Here is a 25517-nt window from a genome sequence, read left to right as displayed (position 1 = left end):
CTCACCAGCGCGTCCCTCGCCCGGATGACCCGGGCTGCAGGGGTCCGACGATCAGAAGCCGAGGCGTCCGAGCTGCTTCGGGTCACGCTGCCACTCCTTGGCCACCTTCACGCGGATGTTCAGGTAGACGTGCCGGCCGCCGAGCAGCGACTCGATCTCGACGCGGGCCCGCGAGCCGACGTCCTTGAGACGCTCGCCCTTGTGCCCGATGACGATCGCCTTCTGGCTGTCGCGCTCGACGAACAGGTTCGCGAAGATGCGCAGTGGCCCGTCGGCGTCGTCGTCCTCGTCGGGTTCGACGATGTCCTCGATGACGACGGCCAGCGAGTGCGGCAGCTCGTCACGGACACCTTCGAGCGCCGCCTCACGGATGAGTTCGCCGATGCGCTCCTCGTCGGTCTCCTCGGTCACCGCACTCGAGTCGTAGAGCTGCGGGGACTCGGGCAAGAGGCTCGTGACGACGCCCAGCAGGTCTTCGAGCTGCATGCCCCGTGTGCCCGAGGTCGGCACCACGGCGTCCCAGTCGCGGAGCTTCGAGACGGCCAGCAGCTGCTCGCCGACGCGGTCCTTCGAGGTGCTGTCGATCTTGGTGACGATCGCGATCTTCTTGGCGCGCGGGTACTGGTCGAGCGTGTCGTTGATGAACCGGTCGCCGGGACCGACGGGTTCGTTCGCCGGCACGCAGAACCCGATCACGTCGACGTCGCCCAGCGTGGACTGGACGAGGTCGTTCAGCCGTTCGCCGAGCAGCGTGCGCGGACGGTGCACGCCCGGCGTGTCCACGATGATGACCTGCCCGTCGGGCCGGTGCACGATCCCGCGGATGGCACGCCTGGTGGTCTGCGGCTTCGACGACGTGATCGCGACCTTCTCGCCCACCAGGGCGTTGGTCAGCGTCGACTTGCCGACGTTCGGACGGCCGACGAACGAGACGAAGCCCGCGCGGTAGGGCTTGTCCGAGCCGGCTGGGGTGGTGTCGGGGTCGGTCATGCGTGCGTGGTTCCCGTCGTGGTGGTTTCGGCGTCGTCGAAGGCGTCCTCGACGTCGGCCAGGGCATGGGTGCGCTCGGCGAGCACGGTGATCAGGTGGCGGCGCTTGCCCTCGACACGGTCGGCGGTCAGGACGACGCCGGACACGGTGACGGTCTCGCCGGACACGGCAAGGTGTCCGAGCTCCTTGGTGAGCAGCCCACCGGCGGTGTCGACGTCGTCGTCGTCGAGCTCGATGCCGAACAGGTCGCCGAGCTCGTCGACCGGCAGTCGTGCGGAGATCCGCCACACACCCGGCTCGACCTCGGTGCGGTCGACGACGGCGCGGTCGTACTCGTCGGAGATGTCGCCGACGAGCTCCTCGATGAGGTCCTCCATGGTCACGAGTCCGGCGACTCCGCCGTACTCATCGACCACCAGCACCAGGTGGTTCTTGGCGAGCTGCATGTGCCGCAGGGTGTCGTCGGCGTGCTTCGACTCCGGCACGAACTCGGCGGGGCGGAGCAGCCGGCTGACCCGCTCGCCACGGGACGCGGGCCGCTCGTACAGCGACCGCGCGACGTCGCGGAGGTACAGGACACCGCGCACGTCGTCGCTGTCCTTGCCCGTGACCGGCATGCGGGAGACACCGGCGGCGAGGAACTGCTCCATGGCCACACCGAGGGTGTCCGCGCCGTCGACGGTGAGCATGTCCGTCCGCGGCACCATGACCTCACGCACCAGGGTGTCGCTGAACTCGAACACCGAGTGGATGAGCTCGCGGTCCTCGTCCTCGAGCACGTTGCTCTCGGTGGCCTCGTCGACCAGGGAGAGCAGCTGTTCCTCGCTCGACACCGTGGACGCGCTCCGGCCGCGGCCGGGGGTGACCCGGTCGCCGATGTGGACGAGCAGCCCGGCGAGCGGTCCGAGCACGATGCGCACCCCGCGGACGATGCCGCCGGTGGCACCGATGAGTCGCTCGGCGTGGGCCCGCCCGACACTCCGCGGGCTCGACCCGACCAGCACGAACGACACCGCGGTCATGATCGCGGCGGAGACGACGAGCGCCACCCACCAGCTGTCGAAGGCACGCACCAGGGCGATCGTGACGAGCACAGCGGCGGCCGTCTCGGCCAGCACCCGGAAGAAGTTCAGCGCGTTCACGTGCGCGCCGACGTCGTCCGCGATCGCCTCGATCGACCGACGGCGCTTGTTGCCCCTGGCGATCTCCTCGAGGTCGGCTCGGGACACCACGGAGAGCGCGGCGTCGCTCGCGGCGAGGAGCCCGCCGAGCACGACGAGCCCCAGCGCCACCGCGAGGAGTCCGGCGACGACGACCATCGGCTACCGCCCTCGGTGCTGGGCGGCGAACGCGGTCAGGATCTCGCCCTGGATGCCGAACATCTCGGCTTTCTCGTCGGGTTCGGCGTGGTCGAAGCCGAGCAGGTGCAGGATGCCGTGGCAGGTGAGCAGGAGCATCTCGTCGGTGCTCGAGTGCCCGGCGGTCTTCGCCTGCTCCTCGGCCACCTGCGGGCAGAGCACGATGTCGCCGAGCAGTCCGGCCGGCGTCGGGTCGTCCTCGGTGCCGGGCCGCAGTTCGTCCATCGGGAAGCTCAGGACATCCGTCGGGCCGGGCTCGTCCATCCACCGCACGTGCAACTGCTCCATCGCGCCCTCGTCGACCAGCACGATCGCGAGCTCCGCGTCGGCGTGGACGTGCATGGCGTCCAGGGCGAACGCGGCGAGCCGCTGGATCGCGGCCTCGTCCACCTCGACGCCGGACTCGTTGTTGAGCTCGATGCTCACCGGTTGCCTCCTCGGGCGTCGTTCTGGGGGTACGGGGGCCGTGCACGGTCCTGCGGCGGGCGCCCACGACGCTCGGCGCGGTTGGCGCCGTCGGGGTTGCCGACCGGAGCGGTTCCGCGGCCGCCGGGGCGCTGGCCGGCCTGCTCGGCGAGGCGCTCTTCGTCGTAGACCGTGTAGGCGTCGACGATCCGACCGACGAGGGTGTGGCGGACCACGTCCTCGCTGCCGAGACGGGCGAAGTGGATGTCATCGACCTGGTCGAGGATGCGGGTCACGAGCCGGAGACCGGACACGTTGCCCGGCAGGTCGACCTGGGTGATGTCACCCGTGATGACCATCTTCGAACCGAACCCGAGACGGGTCAGGAACATCTTCATCTGCTCGGGCGTGGTGTTCTGCGCCTCGTCGAGCACGACGAACGAGTCGTTCAGGGTCCGACCACGCATGTACGCCAGCGGGGCGACCTCGACGGTGCCGGCCGCCAGGAGCTTCGGGACGAGCTCCGGGTCCATCATCTCGTTCAGGGCGTCGTAGAGCGGCCGCAGGTAGGGGTCGATCTTGTCGGTGAGCGTGCCCGGCAGGAAGCCGAGCCGCTCGCCGGCCTCGACCGCGGGACGCGTCAGGATGATCCTGTTGACCTCGCGCCGCTGCAGCGCCTGCACGGCCTTCGCCATCGCCAGGTAGGTCTTGCCGGTCCCGGCCGGGCCGATGCCGAACGTGATCGTGTGCTCGTCGATGGCGTCGACGTAGGCACGCTGCCCGTCGGTCTTCGGCCGGACGGACTTGCCGCGGCTCGAGACGATGGGGGTGCCGAAGGTGTCGGACGGCTTGCGGTCGTCGTCGAGGATCCGTGCGGACATCGGGATGTCGGACGGGCCGATCTCCTGCCCGCGCTTGACCATGCCGACGAGTTCGTCGACGAGCGCCTTCGCGCGGGCGACGTCGCGTTCGGGGCCGGTCAGCGTGACCTCGTTGCCACGGACGACCACCCGGACACCCGGGTACTGGCGCTCGACGGTCTTGAGCAGTCGGTCCTGGGGGCCGAGCAGCTGCACCATGGCGATGCCGTCGACCTGGAGCGAGACGGAGACGGGCTGTTCGTCGGCGGCGGTGGGCTGTGCTGGTTCGTTATCCGGCAAGGGTGCCTTCCTGCAGTTCACCTGCGAGTACGTGCGCGTGCACGTGGAACACGGTCTGACCGGCGGCTTCGCCGGTGTTGAAGACGAGTCGGAACTGGCCGTCGGCGCGCTCGTCGGCGATGCGCTGCGCCGTGGCGACCACGTGGGCCAGGAGGTCGGGGTCCCCCGCGGCGAGCTCCGCGACGTTCGCGTACTGCTCCGTCTTGGGCACGACGAGCACGTGGACGGGGGCCTTGGGCGCGATGTCCTCGATCGCGATGACACGGTCGTCCTCGGCGACGATGGTCGCCGGGATCTCGCGCGCGATGATCTTGGAGAAGACGCTGGGCGTGCTGGTGCTCATGGCTCCATCGTAGGACGCGTCCGACGGCGGGGTCCGGCTCACCAGCGACCCAGTCGCGCCTGCAGGACAGCGAGTGCCGCCGGTCCTGCGGTGGAGGTGCGGAGCACGCTGTCGCCGAGTCGGACACGCACCGCACCGGCGGCCTCGAGCCGGTCGAGCTCGGCACCGTCGATGCCGCCTTCGGGTCCGACGACGAGCGCGATGTCCTCGGCGTCCGTCGGTGGTTCCCAGGTGGCGAGCCGCACGGTCGCGGTGGGGTCGAGCACGACGAGTGCGGTCCCTGCTCCGAGAGCCGACACGAGCTGGCCCGTCGTCGCGAGCGGTGCCACCACAGGGACGCGCGGACGGATCGCCTGCTTCGCCGCCTCGTGCGCGATGGCGGCCCACCGCGCACGACCCTTCTCGACCTTCGCGCCGCCCCACCGGGAGACACTGCGCGCAGCCGACCACGGCACCACCCGGTCGACACCGATCTCGGTCGCCGCCTGCACGGCCATCTCGTCGCGGCCGCCCTTCGCCAGTGCCTGCACCAGCGTCAGCGACGGACGCGGTGCGTCCTGGTGCTCGAGGGTCTCGACCGCGAGCTCCAGCGTGTCCTTGCCGAGTGCCGTGACCGGCCCGGACACCACGGTGCCCCGACCGTCGGCGATCCGCAGGACCTCGCCGACCCGCACCCGCGCGACGGAGACCGCGTGCCGGCCCTCGGCACCGTCGAGCGACACCGTGTCGCCGACGACGACGTCGAGCGAGTCGACGAGGTACAGCGACGCCATCAGTGGTTGAAGAACCGGTCGCGGAGCTTGCCGAACATGCCCTGCTGGAACCGGGCGAGTTGCGGAGCCGTCGTCTTGTGCGACTTCGCGAGCTGCTCGACCAGCTGCCGTTCCTTGTGGGACAGCTTGGTCGGGGTGACGACCTGCACGCCGACCCGCAGGTCGCCGCGCCCGTTCCCGCGCAGCTTCGTGATGCCGCGGTCCTTGATGACGAGGACGTCGGCGCTCTGCACACCGGGTCGGATCTCGAGCTCGACCGGACCGTCGAGGCCGTCGATCGTGGTGGTCGTGCCGAGGACGGCGTCGGTCATGCCGACCTCGAGCGTGGCCAGCAGGTCGTCACCGTCGCGGCTGAAGACGTCGTCGTGGCGCACGCGGATCTCGAGGTACAGGTCACCGGACGGGCCACCGGCCGGACCGACCTCGCCCTGGCCCGGCATCTGCAGCCGTAGTCCGGAGTCGACGCCGGCGGGGACGTCCACCGGTACGGTGCGACGGGCGCGGACGCGGCCCTGGCCCTGGCAGGTCGGGCAGGGGCTCGGGATGACGGTGCCGTACCCGCGGCAGGTGCCGCACGGGGCGCTCGTCACGACGTTGCCGAGGAGCGACCGGACCTGGCGCTGGATGTGCCCGGACCCGCCGCAGATGTCGCACGTGCGCGGGCTGGTGCCCGGTGCGCAGCAGGAGCCGTGGCAGGTCTCGCACAGCACGGCCGTGTCGACCTCGACGTCCTTGTGGGTGCCGAAGACGACCTCGTCGAGGTCGACCTCGATGCGGAGCAGGGCGTCCTGCCCCCGTTCGGCACGGCTGCGGGGGCCGGAGCCACGTCCGCCGCCACCGCCACCACCGAAGAAGGCGTCGAAGATGTCGCTGAAGCCGCCAGCACCGCCTCCGAAGGGGCTGTCGGCCTGCGGTCCGGCGTCGTACCGGCGTCGCTGCTCGGGGTCGCTCAGCACGTCGTACGCGTGCGTCACGTCCTTGAAGCGCTCGGCGGCGTCGGGTGCCGGGTTCACGTCCGGGTGGAGCTCACGCGCCAGGCGGCGGTAGGCCTTCTTGATGTCGGCATCGGAGGCGTCTCGCTGGACGCCGAGGACGTCGTAGTGGTCTGCCACGTATCCCTCAGTCGGTTGGGTTCGGTCGGTTGGTCAATGTTCGCCCAGGAGTTTGGACAGGTACCGGGCGACGGCCCGGACGGCCGCCATGTTCGTGCCGTAGTCCATCCGGGTCGGTCCGAGGACGCCCAGTCGGGCCACCTCGCCACCGGCCAGGTAGCCGCCGGCGACGATGCTCGTGGCGTCGAGCCCATACTCGGCGTTCTCGACGCCGATGCTGGCCGCCACCGCGATGTCGTCCACCTGCATCTCCCCGAACAAGCGGAGCAGGGTGACTTGTTCCTCGATCGCTTCGAGCACGGGGAAGAGGCCGCCGGAGAAGTCCTGCTCGCTCTTCGCCAGGTTCGCCGCACCGGCCATCAGCAGGCGGTCCTGCCGGTTCGCAGCGACCTGCTCGATGAGCGTGGCGACGACGACCCCGCCGAGCGTCTGGGCGTCGGGGCGGAGCTGCTGCGGCACGGCCCGGAGTGCGGTCGGGACGTCCTGCAGCAGGAGCCCCACCGTGGCGCCGTTCACCACGGTGCGGAGTTCGCCGAGCGAGTCCTCGTCGAGCGCGACGTCGGTCTCGACCACGCGCTGCTCGACCCGGGCGGTGTCGGTGATGAGCACCACCATCAGCCGGGCGTCACCGAGCCGCACCAGCTCGACGTGCTGCACGCGGGCGCGCACCATCGACGGGTACTGCACCAGGGCGACCTGGTTCGTGAGCTGGCTGAGCAGCCGGACGGTGCGCCCGAGGACTTCGTCGAGGTCGTTCGGGGCGCCGAGGAAGGTCTCGATGGCGTGCCGCTGCGCGCTGGAGAGCGGACGGGCACCGGCGAGGTGGTCCACGAAGAGGCGGTATCCCTTGTCGGTCGGTACGCGACCGGACGAGGTGTGCGGGGCCGCGATGAGCTGTTCGTCCTCGAGCAGGGCCATGTCGTTGCGGATCGTCGCGGCGCTGACCCCGAAGGCGTGCCGCTCGACGATGGTCTTCGACCCGACGGGTTCACGCGACGCCACGTAGTCGCGCACGATGGCCTTGAGGACCTCGAGGCTGCGTTCACTGACCACGAGCGTCTCCTTCCCGATCGACCTGGCACTCGGACGTGTCGACTGCTGATCCTACGCCCGACCGCTGACGGCCCGGGACTTCCGGGCGGTCGGCCGATACGCTTCCGCCATGACCTACGGACAGCAGCCCGGCGGCCCTTCCGACCAGCAGCCCGGCGGGCCGCAGCAGCCCGGCGGGCCCCAGCAGCCCAGTGGCCCCCAGCAGCCCGGGGGCCAGTACGGCCCCGGCCCCGGCGGGCCGCAGCAGCCCGGCGGCCCCCAGTACCCCGGCGGGCCCCAGTACCCCTCCGGGTACACCCCGCCCCAGCCGATGAGCCCCGAGGACCAGCGCCTCTGGGCGACGCTGACGCACATCGGCGGCATCTTCTTCACCGTGGTCGCACCGCTGGTGGCCTACCTGGTCCTGCGCGACCGCGGCGGCTTCATCCGCGAGCACACCCGGGTCGCCCTGAACTTCCACATCACGATGGCGATCGCCTACGTGGTCGGTTCCCTCACCTCGGTGTTCGGGGTCGGGCTCCTGATCATCTTCGCCGCGGGCATCGTGTCGCTGATCTTCAGCATCATGGCCGCGATCGCCGCGAACCAGGGCCAGTTCTACCGCTACCCGCTCTCGATCGAGTTCATCAAGCAGTAAGCGGCACGCACTCGGCAGCAAGCAGTGCGCACGCCGCTCAGTCGAGCAGCTCCCGCACCACCGCGTCGGCGAGCAGCCGACCCTGCAGGGTCAGGTCGATGCGTCCCCGCACCGCGGCCGACCCGTCCACGAGCCCGCGTGCGATGAGGCCGGCGACCCGGCCACGGGCCTCCTGGCGGATCTCGCTCGTGGCGAGCTCCCCGCGGACCCGCGCGGCGAGCAGCAGGCGCTCGACGTACCGCGTCTCGTCGTCGATGGTCTCGCGGCCGGCGGCCGGCGACTCCCCCGACAGCACCCGGTTCGCGTAGGCGGCCGGGTGCTTGACGTTCCACCAGCGGGTACCGGCGACGGCGGAGTGCGCACCGGGGCCGACGCCCCACCAGTCGTGGCCCTTCCAGTAGGACAGGTTGTGGCGACTCGCGTGCCCGTCGCCGCGCGCCCAGTTCGAGACCTCGTACCAGGAGTAGCCGGCGTCGCCGAGCACCTGGTCGGCGAGCTCGTACATGTCGGCGGCCAGGTCGTCGTCGGGGGCGGGGAGCTCACCGCGGGCGACCATGCGGCCCATCGCGGTGCCGTCCTCGACGATGAGCGAGTAGGCCGACACGTGGTCGGGCTCGCACGCGATCGCGGCGTCGAGCGAGGTCCGCCAGTCGGCGAGCGACTCCCCCGGCGTGGAGTAGATCAGGTCGAGCGAGACGTCGAGCCCCTGCTGCTTCGCGAGGTCGACGACGACGGGGACCCGCAGGGGGTCGTGCGTTCGGTCGAGCGTGGCGAGCACGTGCGGCACCGCGGACTGCATCCCGTAGCTGATCCGGTTGAACCCGCCGGCCCGCAGGGTCTCGAGCGACGCCGCGTCGACGGAGTCGGGGTTCGCCTCGGTGGTGACCTCGGCCCCGGGCAGGATGCCCCACGTGTCGTCGATCGCCCGCAGGATCATCGCCAGGTCGGACGCCGGCAGCATGGTCGGGGTCCCGCCGCCGAAGAACACGGTCGACACCGGGCGCCGCGGCACGCCGGAACGGTCGAGCACGGTCGCGGCCCACTCGATCTCGCGCACGGCGTGGCCGGCGTAGTCGTCGCGACGGACGCCGCGGAGCTCGGAGGCCGTGTAGGTGTTGAAGTCGCAGTAGCCACAGCGCACACGGCAGAACGGGACGTGCACGTAGACGCCGAACGGGACGTCACCGGCGGCGGGAGCAGCGCCGGGGCCGGTGGCGGGGCCCGCTGCCGCCCACGGCGTGATCAGGCCGTCCGCGGGTGCTGGATCGGCGATCGGGAGAGCACTCGGCATGGAGTCCATTGTCCGTCATGATGGGAGCCATGGAGCACCATCCCGTCCCCACCACGGTCCTGTGGGACATCGACGGCACCCTCGTGATGAACGCGTCGTCCCCGGGCAACCTCTACCACCTGGCCCTCGAGCGGGCGGTGGGCCGCGACCTCACCCTGCGGGTGGGGCACCAGCACGGCCGGACCGACGCCGGACTCATCGCCGAGCACGTGCGCGCCCACGCGTTCGAGGACACCCTGATCCCCACGGTCAGTCGGCACCTGCACGACCTGACCGCCGAACGGCACGCCTCCGGCGACCACCGCAGCCCCGTCCCCGGAGCGAAGGCGCTCCTGACCCGGTTCGCCGAGCTCGGGTGGCGCAACGGGCTGCTCACCGGCAACTCGGAGTACCGCGCCCGGGTGAAGCTCACCGGCGCCGGGTTCGACCCCGACGGCTTCGACTGGGAGCACTCGTACTTCGGCGACACCGAGGTCGATCGGGCGGGGGTCACCCACCGTGCCGCCGCCGACCTGGTCGGCACCCGGGCGGTGATCGTCGGCGACACCCCGCGTGACGGCGAGGCAGCCGACGCCGCCGGCATCCCGTTCCTGGCCGTGGCGACCGGCATCTACGACGTCGACGCGCTCCGGCACACGAACGCCGTGACGGTCGCGCGCGACTGCCAGCAGGACGCGGCGCTCATCGAGGACGCGATCGCCGCGCTCCCGCCGCTGCGCTGAGCAGTGGCCGGACGCGCCCGGCGCGACGGCCACGACCCACGCGCGTCGCGCCCGGCGCGACGGCAACGACCCCCGCGCGACAGGCGCGGCCCCGGCGCGACAGGCGCGCCCCGGCGCCTAGTCGCCCCGCAGTGCCGCCAGGTACTTCTCCGCCATGACCTTCTGCTGCCGGCGTACGAACGGCGCGACGAAACGCCACTTCGCGCTCGACGGCTGCGAGAACTGCCGGATCTGCAGCCACACCGAGCCGTCCTGGGTGCGCTCGACGACGAACGACTCCTCGCCGGAGAGCGGATGCCCCTCGAGCGTGCCGTACGCGAAGCCCTTGCGGTCGTGCTCGTCGATGATCGACACGACCCGCACCGGTGCCAGCACGGTCTGCCCGAAGGCGTGGATCGTCAGGGTCGCGCTCGTGCCCGCCGTCAGCAGCGGTGTGCCGTCCGGTGCGAACTTCTCGACCCGGGGCGTCCCGATGGACGCCGGAGCGATCGGCACGCCGTCGTCGTCGAAGGTCACCGGGTTGTACCGGACCTCGTCGTCGTCGGGCTGCTCCTCGACGCGGACCCGCACGCCGCTGCGCTCCTGGATCTGCCACGTCAGTGCCTGCACCACGGCGGTCTCGAACCGCTGGTCGCCGTGTCCGATCCGCGCGCGCGACTCGGCCGGGGTGAAGCCCTCGGGCGGGTAGGTCATGAGGTCCGACGCCTGGGTCGCCCCCACCGCGCCGTACGTCAGGGCGGTCCGGTAGCTCCCGCGGATGCTCATGCCGCCATGCTACTTGGGCGGGCCGCCCCGGATCGAACCGATCCCCTCTCAGCTCCGCCCGACCGGCGCGGCGCCGGTGCGCCCCGAACTGGAGGCCCGACAAGCGCCCGCCACGCGGCTATCGTCAGCAGGTGCCCCACACCACCCCCGCCCGCCCGCGGTCCGTCGACCGCCGGACCGCTGCCCTCGCCGTGCTCACGCTCGTCGCGTTCGGCCTGGCGGCCGCCGCCCGGGTGCTGGTGGACGTGACGACCTCGGCTGCGGCGTCCCCCGCCCGGTACGCCGCCGTCGCACTCGCCCCCGAGGCGTGGACCGGCTTCGACACCGCGAACGTCATCGCCGCCGTCGGGGCCAGCTGTGCCGGCGCCGGGGTGCTGCTGTTCGGTGCCGCGCTGGTGTCCGCGGTGCGTCGTCACCCGGGCCGACGGCTCCCGCTCGCCCTCGCGGTGGTGACCCTCGCGATGGTGGTCGGCGCCGTGGCCGCCGGGGTCACCTCGGGCCGACAGAGCGACTTCGACGCGGCTGCCCACTGGGCCATCCTGCGGACCGCACTGGCGGGACTGGCTGCGGCGAGCCTCCCGGCTCTCGGCCTGGCCGCCCTGCGGGCCCGCGCCCGCCACACCGGCTGAACCGGCGCTACTTCTTCTTCTCTTCGACGTCGCCGGAGAGCGCCGCGATGAAGGCTTCCTGCGGGACCTCGACCCGACCGATGGTCTTCATGCGCTTCTTGCCCTCCTTCTGCTTCTCGAGGAGCTTGCGCTTGCGGGTGATGTCACCGCCGTAGCACTTGGCCAGGACGTCCTTGCGCATGGCGCGGATGCTCTCGCGGGCGATGATGCGGGCGCCGATGGCGGCCTGGATCGGCACCTCGAACTGCTGGCGCGGGATGAGCTTGCGCAGCCGCTCGGTCATGAGCGTGCCGTAGGCGTATGCCTTGTCGCGGTGCACGATCGCACTGAACGCGTCGACCTGGTCGCCCTGCAGCAGGATGTCGACCTTGACGAGGTCGGCGGCCTGGTCGCCGGTGGGCTCGTAGTCGAGCGACGCGTACCCCTGGGTCTTGCTCTTCAGCTGGTCGAAGAAGTCGAAGACGATCTCGCCGAGGGGCATCTCGTAGCGGATCTCGACGCGGTCCTCGCCGAGGTACTCCATGCCGAGCAGGGAGCCACGGCGCTGCTGGCAGAGCTCCATGATCGCGCCGACGTAGTCCTTCGGGGCCAGGATCGCGGCGCGGACCATCGGCTCGCGGACCTCGACGATGCGCCCGGTCGGGAACTCCGAGGGGTTCGTGACCTCGGTCACGGCGTTGTCCTCGGTCGTGACCTCGTAGATCACGCTCGGGGCGGTGGTGATGAGGTCGAGGCCGAACTCGCGGGACAGCCGCTCGGTGATGATCTCGAGGTGCAGCAGCCCGAGGAACCCGCAGCGGAACCCGAAGCCGAGCGCGACCGAGGTCTCCGGCTCGTAGACCAGTGCGGCGTCGGAGAGCTTGAGCTTGTCGAGCGCTTCACGGAGCACCGGGTAGTCGCTGCCGTCGATCGGGTACAGGCCCGAGAACACCATCGGCTTCGGGTCGGTGTAGCCGGGCAGTGCCTGGGTCGCCGGCTTCTGCGCGCTGGTGACGGTGTCGCCGACCTTCGACTGGCGGACGTCCTTCACGCCGGTGATCAGGTAGCCGACCTCGCCGACCGACAGGCCCTTGGTGGGCTTCGGCTCCGGGCTCGAGACCCCGATCTCCAGGATCTCGTGCGTCGACTTGGTCGACATCATCTGGACCTTCTCGCGGGGCGAGATGGTGCCGTCGATCATGCGGACGTAGGTGACGACGCCGCGGTAGCTGTCGTAGACCGAGTCGAAGATCATCGCGCGGGGCGCGGCCTCGGCGTCGCCGACGGGGGCCGGCACGCGGCGGACCACCAGGTCGAGGAGCTCGGACACGCCGACGCCCGTCTTGCCGGAGACCCGGAGGACGTCCTCGGGCTTGCCACCGATGAGCTGCGCGAGCTCGGCGGCGTACTTGTCCGGCTCGGCCGCGGGCAGGTCGATCTTGTTGAGGACCGGGATGATCTCGAGGTCGTTCTCGAGCGCCAGGTACAGGTTCGCGAGCGTCTGCGCCTCGATGCCCTGCGCGGCGTCGACGAGCAGGATCGCGCCCTCGCACGCCGCCAGGGACCGCGAGACCTCGTACGAGAAGTCGACGTGCCCCGGGGTGTCGATCATGTTCAACGCGAAGGTCTCACCGTCGAGTTCCCACGGCATGCGGACGGCCTGCGACTTGATCGTGATGCCGCGCTCGCGCTCGATGTCCATGCGGTCGAGGTACTGCGCACGCATCGCGCGGTCCTCGACGATGCCGGTGATCGACAGCATGCGGTCGGCCAGCGTCGACTTGCCGTGGTCGATGTGCGCGATGATGCAGAAGTTGCGGATCGCGTCGGCCGGGGTCGCTGCGGGCTCCAGCGGAGCGGATGCTTGTGGGCTCACGGTTCCTCAGGTGGGTCGGACGGTCGCAACAGTCTCCCACGCTTCACCCGCCCTGGAGGCACGGCGCGCGTCCGCCACGCACGGTGCGCGGTTGATCCGCTTCCGGTGCGCTCTCGCGTCGGCGTGCCGGACCCGCACGGTGCGAGGTCGGGGGGGCCGTGCGCCGTTGACCGCCCGGTGACCGGATGCTGCTCGGCACGGGGCGAGCAGCCTCGCACCAGGTGGAGGACTGCGTTCCGTGCGCCGTCCTGCCGACCGGCACCGGGCCTCCCCGCCGTGTGGACCGCGTCAGACGGCCGCGCGCGCCGGAGCCGGCAGCGCGCCCAGGCCGCGCCGCAGGTCGTCCGCGGTGGCTGCGAGGCAGACGCGGATCCACCCCTCGCCGGAGCGTCCGAAGGCGCTGCCCGGCGCGACGGCGACCCGTTCACGCTGCAGGAACCCGAGCGCCCACTCGGCGATGTCGCCGTCGGAAGCGTGCGACATGTCGATCCACAGGTAGAACGCCCCGCGCGGGTCGAGGTACCGGATGCCGGCGGCGTCGAGCGTCTCCTTCGCGACCTCGAGGTTCGCGCGGTAGTGCTCCCGGGCGTCGCGCACCGCGGAGTGGTCCCCCACGATCGCCGCAAGGGCCGCGTACTGGTCGGGTTCGGCGACGCAGCTGATCATCGCTTCCTGCGTGGTCCGCATCGTCGCGCCGAGGCCCTTCGGGGTGACGAGGTACCCGACACGGACACCGGTCATCGCGTACGTCTTGCTCAGCGAGAACGCCGAGAACACGCGGTCGTCCTCGTCGAGCGCGGCCAGGCTGACGTGGCGGGTGCCGTAGGTGAAGTACTCGTAGACCTCGTCGCTGATCACCCAGAGGTCGTGCCGCTTCGCGAAGGCGAGGAGCGCACGGAGGGTCTCCTCGCCGAACACCGAACCGAGCGGGTTCGACGGCGAGTTCACGACGAGCACCCGGGTGCGTTCGGTGACGCTCGCCTCGAGGGCCGGCAGGTCGGGCTCGAACCCGTGCTGCGGCTCCAGCCGGTACGGCACCGGCGTCGCCCCGATGATGTGGGCGTTCATCGTGAACGTCGTGTAGCCGGGGTCCGGCACGAGCACCTCGTCACCCGGGCTCAGGGTCAGCGTCATCGCCTGGAACAGCGCCTGCGTCGCGCCGATCGTCATCCAGATCTGCTCGAGGTCGGCCTCGATCCGGTTCTCACGGCGGAGCTTGTCGCGGACGGCCTCGCGGAGCGGCGCGATTCCGCCGTTCGGGGTGTACCCGGTGCGGTCCTCGGTCCACGCACGACGGGCCGCCTCGCCGATGTGCGGCGCCACCGGGACGTCCGGCTCGCCGATCACGAGCATCGTGACGTCGGTGCCGCTCGACTGCAGCAGGGCCGCCTGCTCGAAGACCCTCCGGATGCCGGAGGCGGGCACGGTGTCGATGCGCGGTGCGAGGGAGGGCATGTCCGTCACGCTATCCGCTGCGTGTTGCCACAGCGTTTCGGCGCGGTCGGCCGCGGGCTTCCGCCGATCCGGCGGAGTTTCGTGCTTTGGTGGCGGCCCCGCGGCCTGGTAGTGTTGGTGGCTGGCTTCCGCGTTCCCCGCCCACGGGTGGAACGCGATGCGACCAAGGGCCCCTCTACCCTGCGGTCGCGCCCACCCGTACGAGACGAGCAGGAGCAATTCATGGCGAACATCAAGTCGCAGATCAAGCGCATCAAGACCAACCTCAAGGCCACCGAGCGCAACAAGGCGTACAAGTCGGAGCTCAAGACGCACATCCGTCGTGCCAACGACGCCGTCGCCGCCGGTGACAAGGACAAGGCCGTCGCGGCCCTGGCCCTGGCGTCGAAGAAGCTCGACAAGGCCGTGAGCAAGGGTGTCATCCACAAGAACCAGGCCGCGAACCGCAAGTCGGCCATCGCGAAGAAGGTCTCGTCGCTCTGACGCCCTGACCCTTCTGGTACGAAGGCCCCGCACCGTTGGTGCGGGGCCTTCGTCGTGCGTGGGGCGCTGTGCGCGCTGCGCGCGTGTGGTTCGCTTCGTGAGCAGAAACGGTCGGGTCGCGATGGCGGACCCGACCCCTTCTGCTCACGAAGCGCCGGCCGACGGGCGCGGGAAAGCCGGGAGGCGCGACTCGCCTCAGCGGGGCTCGCCGCGTCGGGCGATGGTACGGACCATGACCTCGAGCGCGTAGTGCGCGTCGCGCGAGCCACCCTTCACCGCGGTGTCCGCCTCCGCGATGCTGATGATCGCGTTCGCCAACCCGGACTCGCTCCAGCCGGCGACGTCACGCTGTGCGCGCTGCACCTGCCACGGCGCCATGCCGAGCGCCGAGGCCGCCTGCCCGCTCGGGCCCCGGAACGCGCTGACCTTCGCCATCGTGCGGATCTTGCTCGCGAACGCGGCGACGATCGGCACGGGGGCTTCGCCGGTGGCCAGGGCGTGTCGCAGCTCGACGATCGCCGGTGCCGAACGACCCGCGAGCGCGATGTCGGCGACCTTGAACGCGTTCGTCTCGACGCGGCCGCCGTAGTACTTGTCGACGACCTTGTCGGTGATCTCCTCGGCCTCGTCCGCCAGGAGCTGCCGGCACGCCGCGGCCAGTTCGGCGAGGTCGTCGGCGAACGCGGTCACCAGGGTGCGGACGGCGGACGGGGCGATCCGGCGTCGTGCGGCCCGGAACTCGGCGTTCACGAAGTCGATGCGGTCGGTCTCGCGCTTGAGCTCGTCGCAGAGCACCTCGACCCCGCCGCCGACGCCGCTGCGGATCGTGTCGAGGAGCTTCTTGCCGCGCATGCCGCCGCCGTGCCGGAGCACCAGGGTGACGTCGTCGGCGGGGGCCTGCAGGTACGAGATCGTCTCGGTGATGAAGGCATCGGTGCACTTCTCGACGTTGGTCACCTGCACCAGTCGCGGCTCGCCGAACAGCGACGGGCTGGCGAGGGTGGCGAGCAGCCCGGGGGCGTACTGGTCGGCTTCGAGGTCGTGCACCTCGAGCGCGGGGTCCTCGCCCTGCAGCAGGTCCTTCAGCACACCGCGGGCGCGGTCGGCGAGGAACGCTTCGGGCCCGGTGATGAGCACGACGGGCGCCGGACGGATCCCCGACCAGGGCACCTGGTCGATCTTCGCTGCGGCGCGCGCGGGCTTCTTGGCGGCCATGTGGTCCTTCCGGTGGTGCCGGCCCGGACGGTGCCGGGTCGAGTGGTGCACCGTCGATCCTACGGGCGGCCGCCGACGGCGAGCGTTCCGTCCACACCCGCACCTCGTCGGCGCCGGACCGAGCGAGCACGACGGTTCCGCGCTGATCGGTGCGGAGCGGCAGCGTGCCGGCGGCATCGAGCACGTCGAGGGCCGACGCGGTCGGGTGCCCGTACGTGTTGTCCGCGCCGACCCCGATCAGCCCGACGCGCGCGGCGAGCCCCCGGTAGAGCTGCGGGTCCTGGTCCGCCGAGCCGTGGTGCGCCACCTTCACGACGTCGATCGGCCCCGCCGGCAGTCCCCCGGAGCTCCGGAGCCGGCGTTGCGACGACTCCCCCAGGTCACCGAGGAAGACCCCGGTCAGACACACGGCGCAGGCACTGCCGTCCGCCGGCCCGGTGACCAGCACGATGCTCGCGTCGTTGCCGGCGTCACGGCTGCCGGCCAGGGGCCAGGCGACCCGCCAGACGAGCGGCCCGAGGGTGCCGGAGACCCGGTCGTCGGCGGACCGGACGTCCACACCCGCGCGCCGCAGGTCGTCGACCACCCGGCCGTCCGACGCGCGTCCGACGGGTCCGACCAGGGCAGTCTCGACCGTGTCCGCCACGGCTCCCACCGCGCCGACGTGGTCGCGGTCGAAGTGCGTCAGGACGAGCAGGTCGATCCGGCTGATCCCGAGCAGGTCCAGGCACGCCAGGAGCCGTTCCTCGTCGTCGCCGGTGTCCACGAGGGCAACGGCGTCGTCGCCGCGGAGCAGCACGGCGTCGCCCTGCCCGACGTCGCACGCGGCCACCGACCAGTCGCCGGGGACGGAGCCGCGCACCACGAGCACCGGGACGGTGACCGCTGCGACACCGACCACGAGCACGGACCCTGCGGCGAGCAGCAACCGGGAGCCGATCCGGCCCCGGACCAGCACGGCCGTCGCGATGCAGCCGCACACCAGCACGGCGGCGGCCACGCCGAGCACTCCGGCCGGCCACGGCGCCGAGGCGTGCGGCAGGGCGGCCGCCCCGTGCGCGATGCCCCCGACGGCAGCAGCGGGCACCCACGCGACGGCCGCGAGCGCCTGGGCACCCGCCGGCCACACCGGTGCGACGGTGCACGCGGCGAGTCCGATCACCGTGACGACCGGCGCGAACGGCTCCGCCAGCAGGTTCGCCGGCACCGCGTAGGTCGGGAGCGCCGCCGACAGTGGGATCGTCACGGGCCAGCACGCCACCTGGGCCGCCACGGGGATCGCCAGTGCGGCGGCGACCGGCGGCCACACACGACGCGCCAGCAGCTCGGTGAGCGGTGGGCCGAGCACCACGATGCCGCTCGTGGCGAGCACGGACAGGGCGAACGCGAACGACCGCGCGAACCAAGGGTCCGCCACGAGCATGCCGATCGCGGCGAGTGCGATGAGCGGCACGCCCCGCACGGGTCTGCCGGCGAGGTGCACGACCAGCACCACGATCGCCATCACCGTCGCCCGGACGATCGAGGGGTCGGGCCGCACCAGGACGACGAACGCCAGGAGCACCACGACGGCCACCGCGGCCCGGAGCCCGCGCGGCAGCCCGCAGGCGCGGCCGAGGACGACCACCAGCCCGACCACCACGGCGCAGTTCGCCCCGGACACCGCCGTCAGGTGCGTCAGCGCCGAGGTCTCCATCGCCGCCTCGGTCCCCGGGTCGAGGCCGGAACGGTCGCCGATCGCCAGCCCCCGCAGCAGTGCCGCCCCCGGCTGCGGCAGGTCGGCCGTGGCCCGGACGAACGCCTGTCGGGCGGTGTCGGTGGCGCCGAGCAGCCCGGTGGCGGGCTCCGATGACGGTGTCCCGCGCAGGAACGCCACGAAGGCGGTCGCCGATCCCGGTTGGTCGGGCTGCACGGCGGCGGACCCGGTGACCCGAGCCCCGGCCGCCAGCACGGCACCGGGTGCGTCACCGTGCAGGTCGGGCACGAGCCGGACCGGCGCGCGGAGCCCGTCGAGCCCGTCGGCACGCACGAGCGTGGCGGTGACGGAGCGGTCCCCCGGCACGAGGTCGCGGGACAGCACCGCCTCGACCTCGACGCGCCCGGCGTCCGGACCGGCGACGAGGGCACGCAGTCCCTCCGGGGCCCGTCGGGAATCCCCCACGGTGACCGACACCGCGAGCAGCGTGGCCAGCGCCCCGGCGACGAGGACCAGCCCGGCGACGCCCCGCACGGCCCCGCCGCAGCGTCGCGTGCGGAGCGCGATGCCGCTCACACCGGTCACGAGCACGGCGACCCCGGCGACCACCGGGGCGACGTGGGGCGCTCCGATGAGCAGGGCGGTCAGGATCCACACGACGGCGACGGGCGCCGCGACCCGCAGGTCGATCGCGCTCGGTGCGAGCTGCACGCGCGCCTCAGACCCGCACGCGATCGCGCAGCTCGGCGAACCGCACGTCACCGATCCCGCTGACGTCGAGCAGGTCCTCGACCGAGCCGAACCGACCGTGCTCGTCCCGCCAGGCGATGATCCGTCGGGCCAGCCCGGGGCCGATGCCGGGCAGGGTCTCGAGGGCGGCCTGGTCGGCGGTGTTCAGATCGACGACCGACCCCTCGGCCCCGGTCTCGCCAGCCCCGGTGGCGGCGTCGGTGTCGCCTGCTGACCCGGCGGTGCCACCTCCCGTCACCGGTCCGAGCGCCTCGGGCACCTCCTGCTGGCCGACCCGCGGCACGTACAACCGCTCGCCGTCCGTCAGCACCCGGGCCAGGTTCAGGCGGTCGAGGTCGGCGTCGTCCGTCGCCCCACCGGCACGTCGAACGGCGTCACCGACACGACTCGCTGCCGGCAGCTCGACCACACCGCTCCGCCGCACCGCACCGAGCACGTGCACCACGACGTGCCCGGCACCAGGAGCGGACGGAGCAGCACCGGCAGACGGTGACGGCGCGCCTGACTCCCCACCCGCGTCGGCCGTCTGCGCCCCACGCACGACGACCCCACCGGTTCCCCCGGTCCCCTCGCCGCCACCCGACACCAGCGCCCCGACGAGCACCACGACGACGGCGACCACCACCACGACCGCCGCCAACACCACGGCTGCCCGTGGTGACAGCGCAAGGCGGGACCACCAGGGTCCGGAGGGCGACGGGGACGACATGCCCCGAACGCTACGGAGCCCGGCCGGTCGGCCGGGCTCCGGAGGTCACACCCGTGGACGGGTGCCGCGAACGCCCCTGCTGTGAGGGACGACGCCAGCGACGGTCGCTACCCCTTGATGGCGATGTTCACGAGCTTCGGAGCCCGGACGATCACCTTCACGATCTCGCGGTCGCCGATGTACCGCTGCACGTTCGCCGAGGACCGCGCCAGCTGCTCGAGCTCGTCCGCCTCGATCGACTTCGACACCTCGAACGAGTCACGCACCTTGCCGTTGACCTGCACGACGGCCGTCAGGGTCTCCTGCACGAGCAGCGTCGGGTCGGCCTTCCGCCAGCCGTACGTGGCGACGGTGGCCTCGTAGCCCAGCCGCTCCCACATCTCTTCGCCGGTGTACGGCGCGAAGACGCTCAACGCGAGGGCGATGGTCTCGACGGCCTCACGCACGGCGGGGTCGCCGGCGCCGGGGCCGCTGTCGATCGCCTTGCGGGTGACGTTCACCAGGTCCATCAGTCGTGCGATCACGACGTTGAACTTGAACGCCTCCATCATGCCGGGGGCGTCGGCGAGGAACCGGTGGGTGACCTGGCGGAGTGCCCGGTCCCCGTCGGCCCACACGGCGTCGCGCGACGACGTGACGTCGAGCGCCAGCCGGTACGCGCGCGCCAGGAACCGTGCCGACGCGGACGGGGAGACGTCCTCCCAGTTGATGTCGTCCTCGGGCGGACCGGCGAAGCCCATCACCAGGCGGATCGCGTCGACGCCGTTCGCGTCGAGCTCGTCACCGAGCGAGACGCCACCCTTCGACTTCGACATCTTCGAGCCGCCGGACAGCACCATGCCCTGGTTGAGGAGCGCCGAGAACGGCTCGGTGAAGTCGAGGTACCCGAGGTCGAACAGGACCTTCGTGACGAAGCGGGCGTAGAGCAGGTGCAGGATCGCGTGCTCGATGCCGCCGATGTACTGGTCGACCGGGGCCCAGCGCCGCGCGGCAGCCGGGTCGAACGCCTGGGTGTCGTCCTGCGCCGACAGGAACCGCAGGAAGTACCACGACGAGTCGACGAAGGTGTCCATCGTGTCGGTGTCGCGGAGGGCCGGGGTGCCGTCGACGGGGTTCGGGACGTTCACCCAGTCGGTCGCGCCGCCGAGGGGCGAGGTGCCCTTCGGCTTGAGGTCGAGGCCCTCGGTGTCGGGCAACACGATCGGCAGCTGGTCCTCGGGCACCGGGTGCTCCGTGCCGTCGGCGCCGTGGATGATCGGGATCGGGGTGCCCCAGAAACGCTGGCGCGAGATGAGCCAGTCGCGCAGGCGGTAGGTCTTGGCGGCACGGCCGGTGCCGCGCTCCTCGAGCAGGGCGATGGCCGCGGTGATGGCGTGCTGCTTCGACATGCCGTCGAGCGGCCCGGAGTTGATCATCCGGCCCTGACCGGTCAGCGCTTCGCCGGTGGCGACCGGGTCGAGGGTCGGTACGTCGAAGTCGTCGAGCGTCGCACCCTCGGGGATGACCGGGATCGCGCCGGTGACGGCGGCGTTGGTGTCGACGACGACCTTGACGGGCAGGTCGAACGCCCGCGCGAAGTCGAGGTCGCGCTGGTCGTGTGCGGGCACCGCCATCACGGCGCCGTGCCCGTAGTCGGCGAGCACGTAGTCGGCGGCCCAGATCGGCAGGCGCTCCCCCGTCAGCGGGTGGATCGCGGAACGGCCGAGCGGCACACCGGTCTTCGGGCGGTCGGCGTTCTGCCGGTCGATCTCGGACGTCTTCTGCGTCGCCGTCAGGTAGGCGTCGAAGTCGTCACGGACGGAGGACGGCACCGACGGGTCGGCGACCAGCTCGGCCGCCAGGTCGGAGTCCGGTGCGACGACCAGGAACGTGGCCCCGTGGATCGTGTCCGGGCGGGTGGTGAAGACCGTGACGGGCTCGTCACGGCCCTCGATCACGAAGTCGACGTCCGCGCCGACCGAGCGTCCGATCCAGTTGCGCTGCTGCGCGATGACCTTCGCCGGCCACCGCCCCTCGAGCTGGTTCAGGTCGTCGAGCAGCCGGTCGGCGTACTCGGTGATCTTGAAGTACCACTGCGTGAGCTTCTTCTTGACGACGACGGCGCCGGAGCGGTCCGAGGTGCCGTCGGCGAGGACCTGCTCGTTCGCGAGCACGGTCTGGTCCACCGGGTCCCAGTTGACCCAGCTGTCCTTGCGGTAGGCCAGGCCCTTCTCGTACATCTTCAGGAACAGCCACTGGTTCCACTTGTAGTACTCGGGGTCCGAGGTGTGGATCTCGGTGGTCCAGTCGAACGACGGCGCGTAGCGCTTGAAGGACGCCTTCTGCTGCTCGATGTTCGCGTAGGTCCAGTCCTTCGGGTCCACCCCGCGCTTGATCGCCGCGTTCTCGGCGGGCAGCCCGAACGAGTCCCATCCGATCGGGTGCAGCACGTTGAAGCCCTGCTGGCGCCAGTAGCGCGCGACGAAGTCACCGAGCGCCCAGTTCTCGGCGTGCCCCATGTGCAGGTCGCCGGACGGGTACGGGAACATCTCGAGGATGTACTTGCGCGGACGGGTGTCGTCGAGGTCCGTGGTGAAGAGCCCGAGCGCTTCCCAGCGGGGCTGCCACTTCTCCTGGATACGACGGAAGTCGTAGGCGTTCGGGTCCTCGGCGTGCTGGTCGGTGGTCACGGTCGTCAACGATACAAGCCGGGAGGCCCGTCCCGCGTCCGCCCGTCGGCTCACCCGGCGAGCAGGCGTCCGTCCCGCATCCGCAGGGTGCGGTCGACCAGGTCCGGCGCCACCGGGACGTGCGACACGATGACGACCGACCGACCCGCTGCGCGGGCGGTGGTGACGAGGTCGCGGAGCACCGAGTCGCCGAGGTCGGGGTCGACGTCGGCGGTCGGTTCGTCGAGCACCAGCACCGGGAACGCGTGCAGCAGTGCTCGGGCCAGGGCGAGCCGGTGCGCCTGCCCGCCGGACACGAGCACGCCGCGTTCCCCCACCGAGGCGTCGAGCCCACCCCGTCGGACGACCCAGTCCCCCAGGCCGACCCGGTCGAGCACGGCGAGGAGCTCGTCGTCGGTGGCGGTCTCGCGGGCGAAGAGCAGGTTCTGCCGCACCGACTGGTCGAACACGAACGGGTCCTGTTCGATCAGGCCGACACGGGCCCGCACGGCGTCCGGGTGCATCGTCCGCGCCTCGACGCCGTCGAGCGTGTAGGAGCCGTCGTGCTCCACGAACCGGACGAGCGCGTCGACGAGCGTGGACTTGCCGGCGCCGCTCGGCCCCTGCAGGACGACGACCTCGCCGGGGGTGAGCGTGAACGAGACCCCGTCGACCGCCGGCTCGGCGGCCCCGGGCCAGCGGACGGTCAGGTCCTGCACGGCGAGCGTGACCGACCCCTCGACCACGAGCGACGCCGGGTCGGCGTCCTCGTCGGGCTCGGGGACGATGCCGGCGGGCACCTCGGCGGGCACCACCTGCTCGACCCGGTCGGCGGCAGCACGTACCCGGCGGAGCGTCAGGACGGCGAGCGGGACGGTCCCGACGACCTCGAAGAGCGCGAGCGGCACGAAGACCGCCAGGGCCCAGAGCGGACCGACGAGCGCACCCGACACGACGGCAGGGGCACCGACGGCGAGGATCCCGATCACCGCACCGCCACCGACCAGTCCGACCAGGGCACCGACGAGCGACTCGACCGTGCCGCGGCGCCGGACGGCCCGGGTGACGCCGGCATCGAGCCGGGCGATGTGCGCGAGCCGTTCGTCGAGGGTGCCGTAGGCGGCGAAGACGTCGAGCGTGCGGACGGTGTCGAGCACGAGGTCGGCGACACGACCACGATCGGCGGCGGTCTCGCGGTCCGAGCGCTCGGCGATCGACCGGGTGACGATCGTGCCGATCAGGGCAGCGACCGCCAGCGCGAGGACGAGCACGAGCGCGGCCGGCACCGACACGAGCGCCACGGCGACGACCGACAGCACCGCGACGACCCCGGCGGACACGAGCGGGCCGACGACGCGGATCGGCAGGTCCTGCAGCCGGTCGGTGTCGGTCACCAGGCGCGTCATGAGGTCTCCGCGACCGGTGCGGCCGAGCCCGGCGGGCGCGATCGACGCGAGCCGCCGGTACATCTCGGTCCGCACCACGGCCAGTTGCCGGAACGAGGCGTCGTGCCCGGCGAGCCGGTCGACGTAGCGCAGCACGGCGCGCCCCAGCGCGAACGCACGCACGCCGACCATCACGAGCGTCAGGTACAGGATCGGCGGGTGCTCGGCGGCGCGGGTGATCAGGTAGCCACTGGCGGCGAGGAGCGCGACGGCGCAGACGGCGCTGAGCGAGCCGGCGGCGACCGCCTTCGCCCAACCCGACCCGTGCGGCATCGCGAGCCGCAGGACGGAGCCGCCACGGGCCTCCCGGCTCATGCGCGCACCCCCCTGCGGACCGTCACGGATCCGCCGACCGCGATGTCCACGCGGACGTCGGCCGCGGCGACGACCGCCGGTCGGTGGCTGGCGACCACGACGACGGCGCCGCCGGCCGCCAGGCCACGGACGGCAGCGACGACGCGCGCCTCGGCCTCGGCGTCCAGTGCGGACGTCGGCTCGTCGAGCAGCACGAGGGGTGTGGCGGCGCGGCGTACGCGGTACAGCGCGCGGGCGACGGCGACGCGCTGCGCCTGGCCACCGGACAGTCCGCTGCCACCGGCGCCGACCGGGAGGCCCGGGTCGAGTCCCAGCCCCGCGTCGCCCAGGGCGGTGCGCACGTCGGCGTCGTCCGGGGTCGCGCTGAGCGCGACGTTCTCGGCGATCGTCCCGCGCACGAGACGTGGCCGCTGGTCGGCCCAGGTGGTGCGCTCGGCGACGGATGCGCTGGCCGGGCCGGGCACGGTGACGGTGCCGTCGTGGGGCAGGACACCGCGGAGTGCGGCGATGATGCTGGACTTGCCGGAGCCGCTCGGGCCGGCGAGCACGACGACGGTGCCCGGTTCGGCGTGCAGGTCGAACGGCCCGATCACGACGTCGGGGCGGCGGACGGTGAGCCCGCGGACGTCCAGGGCGGTGGCGGCTTCGGCGCCGTCGGTGTCGGTCTCGCTCCCGCCGCTGTGCACCCGGATGCTGCGGCCCGGGGCCGGGGCCGGGGCCGGGGCGTCACCGTCGTCGGCGTCGTCCGCCAGGACGTCGAGCACCGCGGCCGACGCCTCGACGCCGTCCTGGGCGGCGTGGAAGTCCGCGCCGACCTGGCGGATGGGGGCGAAGGCCTCGGGTGCCAGGACGAGCACGAACATCGCGGCGCCGAGGCCGAGCGAGCCGTCCACCAGGCGGATGCCGATCGAGACGGCGACCAGTGCGACGGACAGGCTCGCGGCGAGCTCGAGCGCGAAGCCGCTCACGAACGACAGCCGGAGCACGCCGATCGTGCCGCGGCGGTACTCGTCGGTGACCGCCCCGATGCGACCGACCTGGCGGCGCGCACGACCGAAGACCTTGAGCGTGGCGAGCCCCTCGACCGCCTCGGTGAAGGCGCCCCCCAGCTTCGCGAGGGCGTCCGACTGCTTCCGCTGCAGCGACTGCGTGGCCAGGCCGATCAGGATCATGAAGACCGGGATCACCGGCAGGGCGAACAGGATGATCAGCCCGCTGGTCAGGTCGCCCACGCCGATCGCGACCAGGAGCACCGGCGTCGCGATCGCGGTGAGCGCGAGCTGCGGCAGGTACCGGCCGAAGTAGGCGTCGAGGGCGTCGAGTCCGGGGCCGAGCGTGGTGGCGAAGCCAGCGCTCGACCGGCCGGCGAGCCACGACGGACCGCGCTCGGCGGCACGGGCGAGCACCGTCGTGCGCATCTCGCTCTTCACCTTCGCCGCGGCGCGGGCTGCCAGGTCGTCGGTGGCCCACGCCGCCACTGCCCGCAGGACGAACGCCCCGCCGAGCAGGGCGAGCGCCTGCCCGAACGCGGCCGGCACCGTGCCGTCGTGCACGGCGTCGACCCCGAGGGTGACGGCCGCGGCGATCCCCCACGCGATCGCGATGGTCGCGAGCGTGCGCAGGACCCCCGTGCCGGCGGCCGCGACGATGAAGCCGCGCGCGGTCCGGGACAGCCGCAGGAGTCGGGGGTCGAGGGGCTTCATCGTCG

General features: G+C 72.1%; 21 protein-coding genes and 1 pseudogene. 4 read left to right on the top strand and 18 right to left on the bottom strand.

The features are described from left to right. Window positions 1-51: 51 nt before the first annotated feature. From era to hrcA, 8 genes are all read right to left on the bottom strand, one after another. Window positions 52-990, bottom strand: coding sequence for a GTPase Era (era, locus tag BIU95_RS08250; protein ID WP_042540163.1), 939 nt, complete (start codon window positions 988-990; stop codon window positions 52-54). Continuing rightward, window positions 987-2309 (bottom strand): hemolysin family protein, encoded by a 1323-nt coding sequence (locus BIU95_RS08245; protein ID WP_017886676.1) that lies wholly within the window; start codon window positions 2307-2309, stop codon window positions 987-989. The genes era and BIU95_RS08245 overlap by 4 nt, the downstream gene beginning before the upstream one ends. Window positions 2310-2312: 3 nt before the next feature. Next, window positions 2313-2774, bottom strand: coding sequence for an rRNA maturation RNase YbeY (gene ybeY, locus BIU95_RS08240; RefSeq protein WP_017886675.1), 462 nt, complete (start codon window positions 2772-2774; stop codon window positions 2313-2315). After that, window positions 2771-3832 (bottom strand): PhoH family protein, encoded by a 1062-nt coding sequence (locus BIU95_RS08235; protein ID WP_081612245.1) that lies wholly within the window; start codon window positions 3830-3832, stop codon window positions 2771-2773. Before BIU95_RS08235 ends, ybeY begins: the two co-directional genes overlap by 4 nt. Before the next feature lie 70 nt (window positions 3833-3902). Continuing rightward, entirely contained in the window at window positions 3903-4256 is a 354-nt protein-coding gene (locus BIU95_RS08230) for a histidine triad nucleotide-binding protein (protein ID WP_017886673.1), read from the bottom strand. A gap of 38 nt (window positions 4257-4294) precedes the next feature. Beyond that, window positions 4295-5029, bottom strand: coding sequence for a 16S rRNA (uracil(1498)-N(3))-methyltransferase (locus BIU95_RS08225; RefSeq protein WP_071251395.1), 735 nt, complete (start codon window positions 5027-5029; stop codon window positions 4295-4297). Continuing rightward, on the bottom strand, window positions 5029-6141 hold the full coding sequence (dnaJ, locus tag BIU95_RS08220) for a molecular chaperone DnaJ (RefSeq protein ID WP_017886671.1): 1113 nt from the start codon (window positions 6139-6141) through the stop codon (window positions 5029-5031). Before dnaJ ends, BIU95_RS08225 begins: the two co-directional genes overlap by 1 nt. A 33-nt stretch (window positions 6142-6174) precedes the next feature. Then, on the bottom strand, window positions 6175-7194 hold the full coding sequence (hrcA, locus tag BIU95_RS08215) for a heat-inducible transcriptional repressor HrcA (protein ID WP_017886670.1): 1020 nt from the start codon (window positions 7192-7194) through the stop codon (window positions 6175-6177). 109 nt (window positions 7195-7303) lie between these two features. On the opposite strand from hrcA, the gene BIU95_RS19220 reads away from it, so the two are divergent. Further along, window positions 7304-7831 carry a DUF4870 domain-containing protein gene (locus tag BIU95_RS19220; protein ID WP_017886669.1) on the top strand — a complete coding sequence of 176 codons (528 nt, stop codon included), beginning with the start codon at window positions 7304-7306 and terminating at the stop codon, window positions 7829-7831. A gap of 37 nt (window positions 7832-7868) precedes the next feature. Here BIU95_RS19220 and hemW read toward each other — a convergent pair whose 3' ends face one another. Next, entirely contained in the window at window positions 7869-9122 is a 1254-nt protein-coding gene (gene hemW / locus BIU95_RS08205) for a radical SAM family heme chaperone HemW (protein WP_031259452.1), read from the bottom strand. Window positions 9123-9151: 29 nt separating this feature from the next. Between hemW and BIU95_RS08200 the strand changes: the two genes are divergently transcribed. Further along, window positions 9152-9844 carry an HAD family hydrolase gene (locus BIU95_RS08200; RefSeq protein ID WP_071251394.1) on the top strand — a complete coding sequence of 231 codons (693 nt, stop codon included), beginning with the start codon at window positions 9152-9154 and terminating at the stop codon, window positions 9842-9844. 117 nt (window positions 9845-9961) lie between these two features. On the opposite strand, the gene BIU95_RS08195 is transcribed toward BIU95_RS08200, so the two are convergent. Beyond that, window positions 9962-10609 carry a DUF1990 family protein gene (locus BIU95_RS08195; RefSeq protein WP_017886666.1) on the bottom strand — a complete coding sequence of 216 codons (648 nt, stop codon included), beginning with the start codon at window positions 10607-10609 and terminating at the stop codon, window positions 9962-9964. A 131-nt stretch (window positions 10610-10740) separates the two neighbouring features. Between BIU95_RS08195 and BIU95_RS08190 the strand changes: the two genes are divergently transcribed. Next, entirely contained in the window at window positions 10741-11238 is a 498-nt protein-coding gene (locus BIU95_RS08190; protein WP_071251392.1) for a hypothetical protein, read from the top strand. Between the two features lie 7 nt (window positions 11239-11245). Here the strand turns inward: BIU95_RS08190 and lepA are convergent, their stop codons facing one another. Then, entirely contained in the window at window positions 11246-13093 is a 1848-nt protein-coding gene (lepA, locus tag BIU95_RS08185) for a translation elongation factor 4 (protein ID WP_056068283.1), read from the bottom strand. Window positions 13094-13381: 288 nt separating this feature from the next. Further along, entirely contained in the window at window positions 13382-14548 is a 1167-nt protein-coding gene (locus BIU95_RS08180) for a pyridoxal phosphate-dependent aminotransferase (protein WP_071251390.1), read from the bottom strand. A gap of 222 nt (window positions 14549-14770) precedes the next feature. On the opposite strand from BIU95_RS08180, the gene rpsT reads away from it, so the two are divergent. Then, window positions 14771-15031 (top strand): 30S ribosomal protein S20, encoded by a 261-nt coding sequence (gene rpsT, locus BIU95_RS08175; protein WP_017886662.1) that lies wholly within the window; start codon window positions 14771-14773, stop codon window positions 15029-15031. A 195-nt stretch (window positions 15032-15226) separates the two neighbouring features. Here the strand turns inward: rpsT and holA are convergent, their stop codons facing one another. The 6 genes and pseudogenes from holA to cydD form a co-directional block, all read right to left on the bottom strand. Then, window positions 15227-16246, bottom strand: coding sequence for a DNA polymerase III subunit delta (gene holA / locus BIU95_RS08170; protein WP_017886661.1), 1020 nt, complete (start codon window positions 16244-16246; stop codon window positions 15227-15229). A gap of 301 nt (window positions 16247-16547) precedes the next feature. Further along, window positions 16548-17942, bottom strand: a pseudogene (locus BIU95_RS19215) (ComEC/Rec2 family competence protein); the annotation flags it as partial. 718 nt (window positions 17943-18660) lie between these two features. Then, window positions 18661-19401 (bottom strand): ComEA family DNA-binding protein, encoded by a 741-nt coding sequence (locus BIU95_RS08155; protein WP_071251384.1) that lies wholly within the window; start codon window positions 19399-19401, stop codon window positions 18661-18663. Window positions 19402-19508: 107 nt separating this feature from the next. Continuing rightward, window positions 19509-22070, bottom strand: a complete 2562-nt coding sequence (gene leuS, locus BIU95_RS08150) for a leucine--tRNA ligase (protein ID WP_139179704.1) — start codon at window positions 22068-22070, stop codon at window positions 19509-19511. Between the two features lie 50 nt (window positions 22071-22120). Further along, window positions 22121-23809 carry a thiol reductant ABC exporter subunit CydC gene (gene cydC, locus BIU95_RS08145; protein ID WP_042537310.1) on the bottom strand — a complete coding sequence of 563 codons (1689 nt, stop codon included), beginning with the start codon at window positions 23807-23809 and terminating at the stop codon, window positions 22121-22123. Continuing rightward, entirely contained in the window at window positions 23806-25512 is a 1707-nt protein-coding gene (gene cydD, locus BIU95_RS08140) for a thiol reductant ABC exporter subunit CydD (RefSeq protein WP_071251382.1), read from the bottom strand. Before cydD ends, cydC begins: the two co-directional genes overlap by 4 nt. Window positions 25513-25517: the final 5 nt, after the last annotated feature.

Source organism: Curtobacterium sp. MCBA15_007, from assembly GCF_001864905.1.
GTDB lineage: Bacteria > Actinomycetota > Actinomycetes > Actinomycetales > Microbacteriaceae > Curtobacterium > Curtobacterium poinsettiae.
The sequence above is the reverse complement of the archived record's forward strand: the minus strand, read 5'-3'. Positions and strand labels throughout refer to the sequence as shown.

Bases quoted from the DNA above. Each gene is read 5' to 3' on its own strand.
- BIU95_RS08180 (WP_071251390.1), bottom strand. From the start codon at position 14,548: ATGCCCTCCCTCGCACCGCGCATCGACACCGTGCCCGCCTCCGGCATC.
- BIU95_RS19220 (WP_017886669.1), top strand. From the start codon at position 7,304: ATGACCTACGGACAGCAGCCCGGCGGCCCTTCCGACCAGCAGCCCGGC.
- era (WP_042540163.1), bottom strand. From the start codon at position 990: ATGACCGACCCCGACACCACCCCAGCCGGCTCGGACAAGCCCTACCGC.
- BIU95_RS08245 (WP_017886676.1), bottom strand. From the start codon at position 2,309: ATGGTCGTCGTCGCCGGACTCCTCGCGGTGGCGCTGGGGCTCGTCGTG.
- BIU95_RS08225 (WP_071251395.1), bottom strand. From the start codon at position 5,029: ATGGCGTCGCTGTACCTCGTCGACTCGCTCGACGTCGTCGTCGGCGAC.
- hemW (WP_031259452.1), bottom strand. From the start codon at position 9,122: ATGCCGAGTGCTCTCCCGATCGCCGATCCAGCACCCGCGGACGGCCTG.
- BIU95_RS08235 (WP_081612245.1), bottom strand. From the start codon at position 3,832: ATGGTGCAGCTGCTCGGCCCCCAGGACCGACTGCTCAAGACCGTCGAG.
- BIU95_RS08230 (WP_017886673.1), bottom strand. From the start codon at position 4,256: ATGAGCACCAGCACGCCCAGCGTCTTCTCCAAGATCATCGCGCGCGAG.
- cydC (WP_042537310.1), bottom strand. From the start codon at position 23,809: ATGAGCCGGGAGGCCCGTGGCGGCTCCGTCCTGCGGCTCGCGATGCCG.
- BIU95_RS08155 (WP_071251384.1), bottom strand. From the start codon at position 19,401: ATGTCGTCCCCGTCGCCCTCCGGACCCTGGTGGTCCCGCCTTGCGCTG.
- BIU95_RS08195 (WP_017886666.1), bottom strand. From the start codon at position 10,609: ATGAGCATCCGCGGGAGCTACCGGACCGCCCTGACGTACGGCGCGGTG.
- BIU95_RS08200 (WP_071251394.1), top strand. From the start codon at position 9,152: ATGGAGCACCATCCCGTCCCCACCACGGTCCTGTGGGACATCGACGGC.
- holA (WP_017886661.1), bottom strand. From the start codon at position 16,246: ATGGCCGCCAAGAAGCCCGCGCGCGCCGCAGCGAAGATCGACCAGGTG.
- rpsT (WP_017886662.1), top strand. From the start codon at position 14,771: ATGGCGAACATCAAGTCGCAGATCAAGCGCATCAAGACCAACCTCAAG.
- cydD (WP_071251382.1), bottom strand. From the start codon at position 25,512: ATGAAGCCCCTCGACCCCCGACTCCTGCGGCTGTCCCGGACCGCGCGC.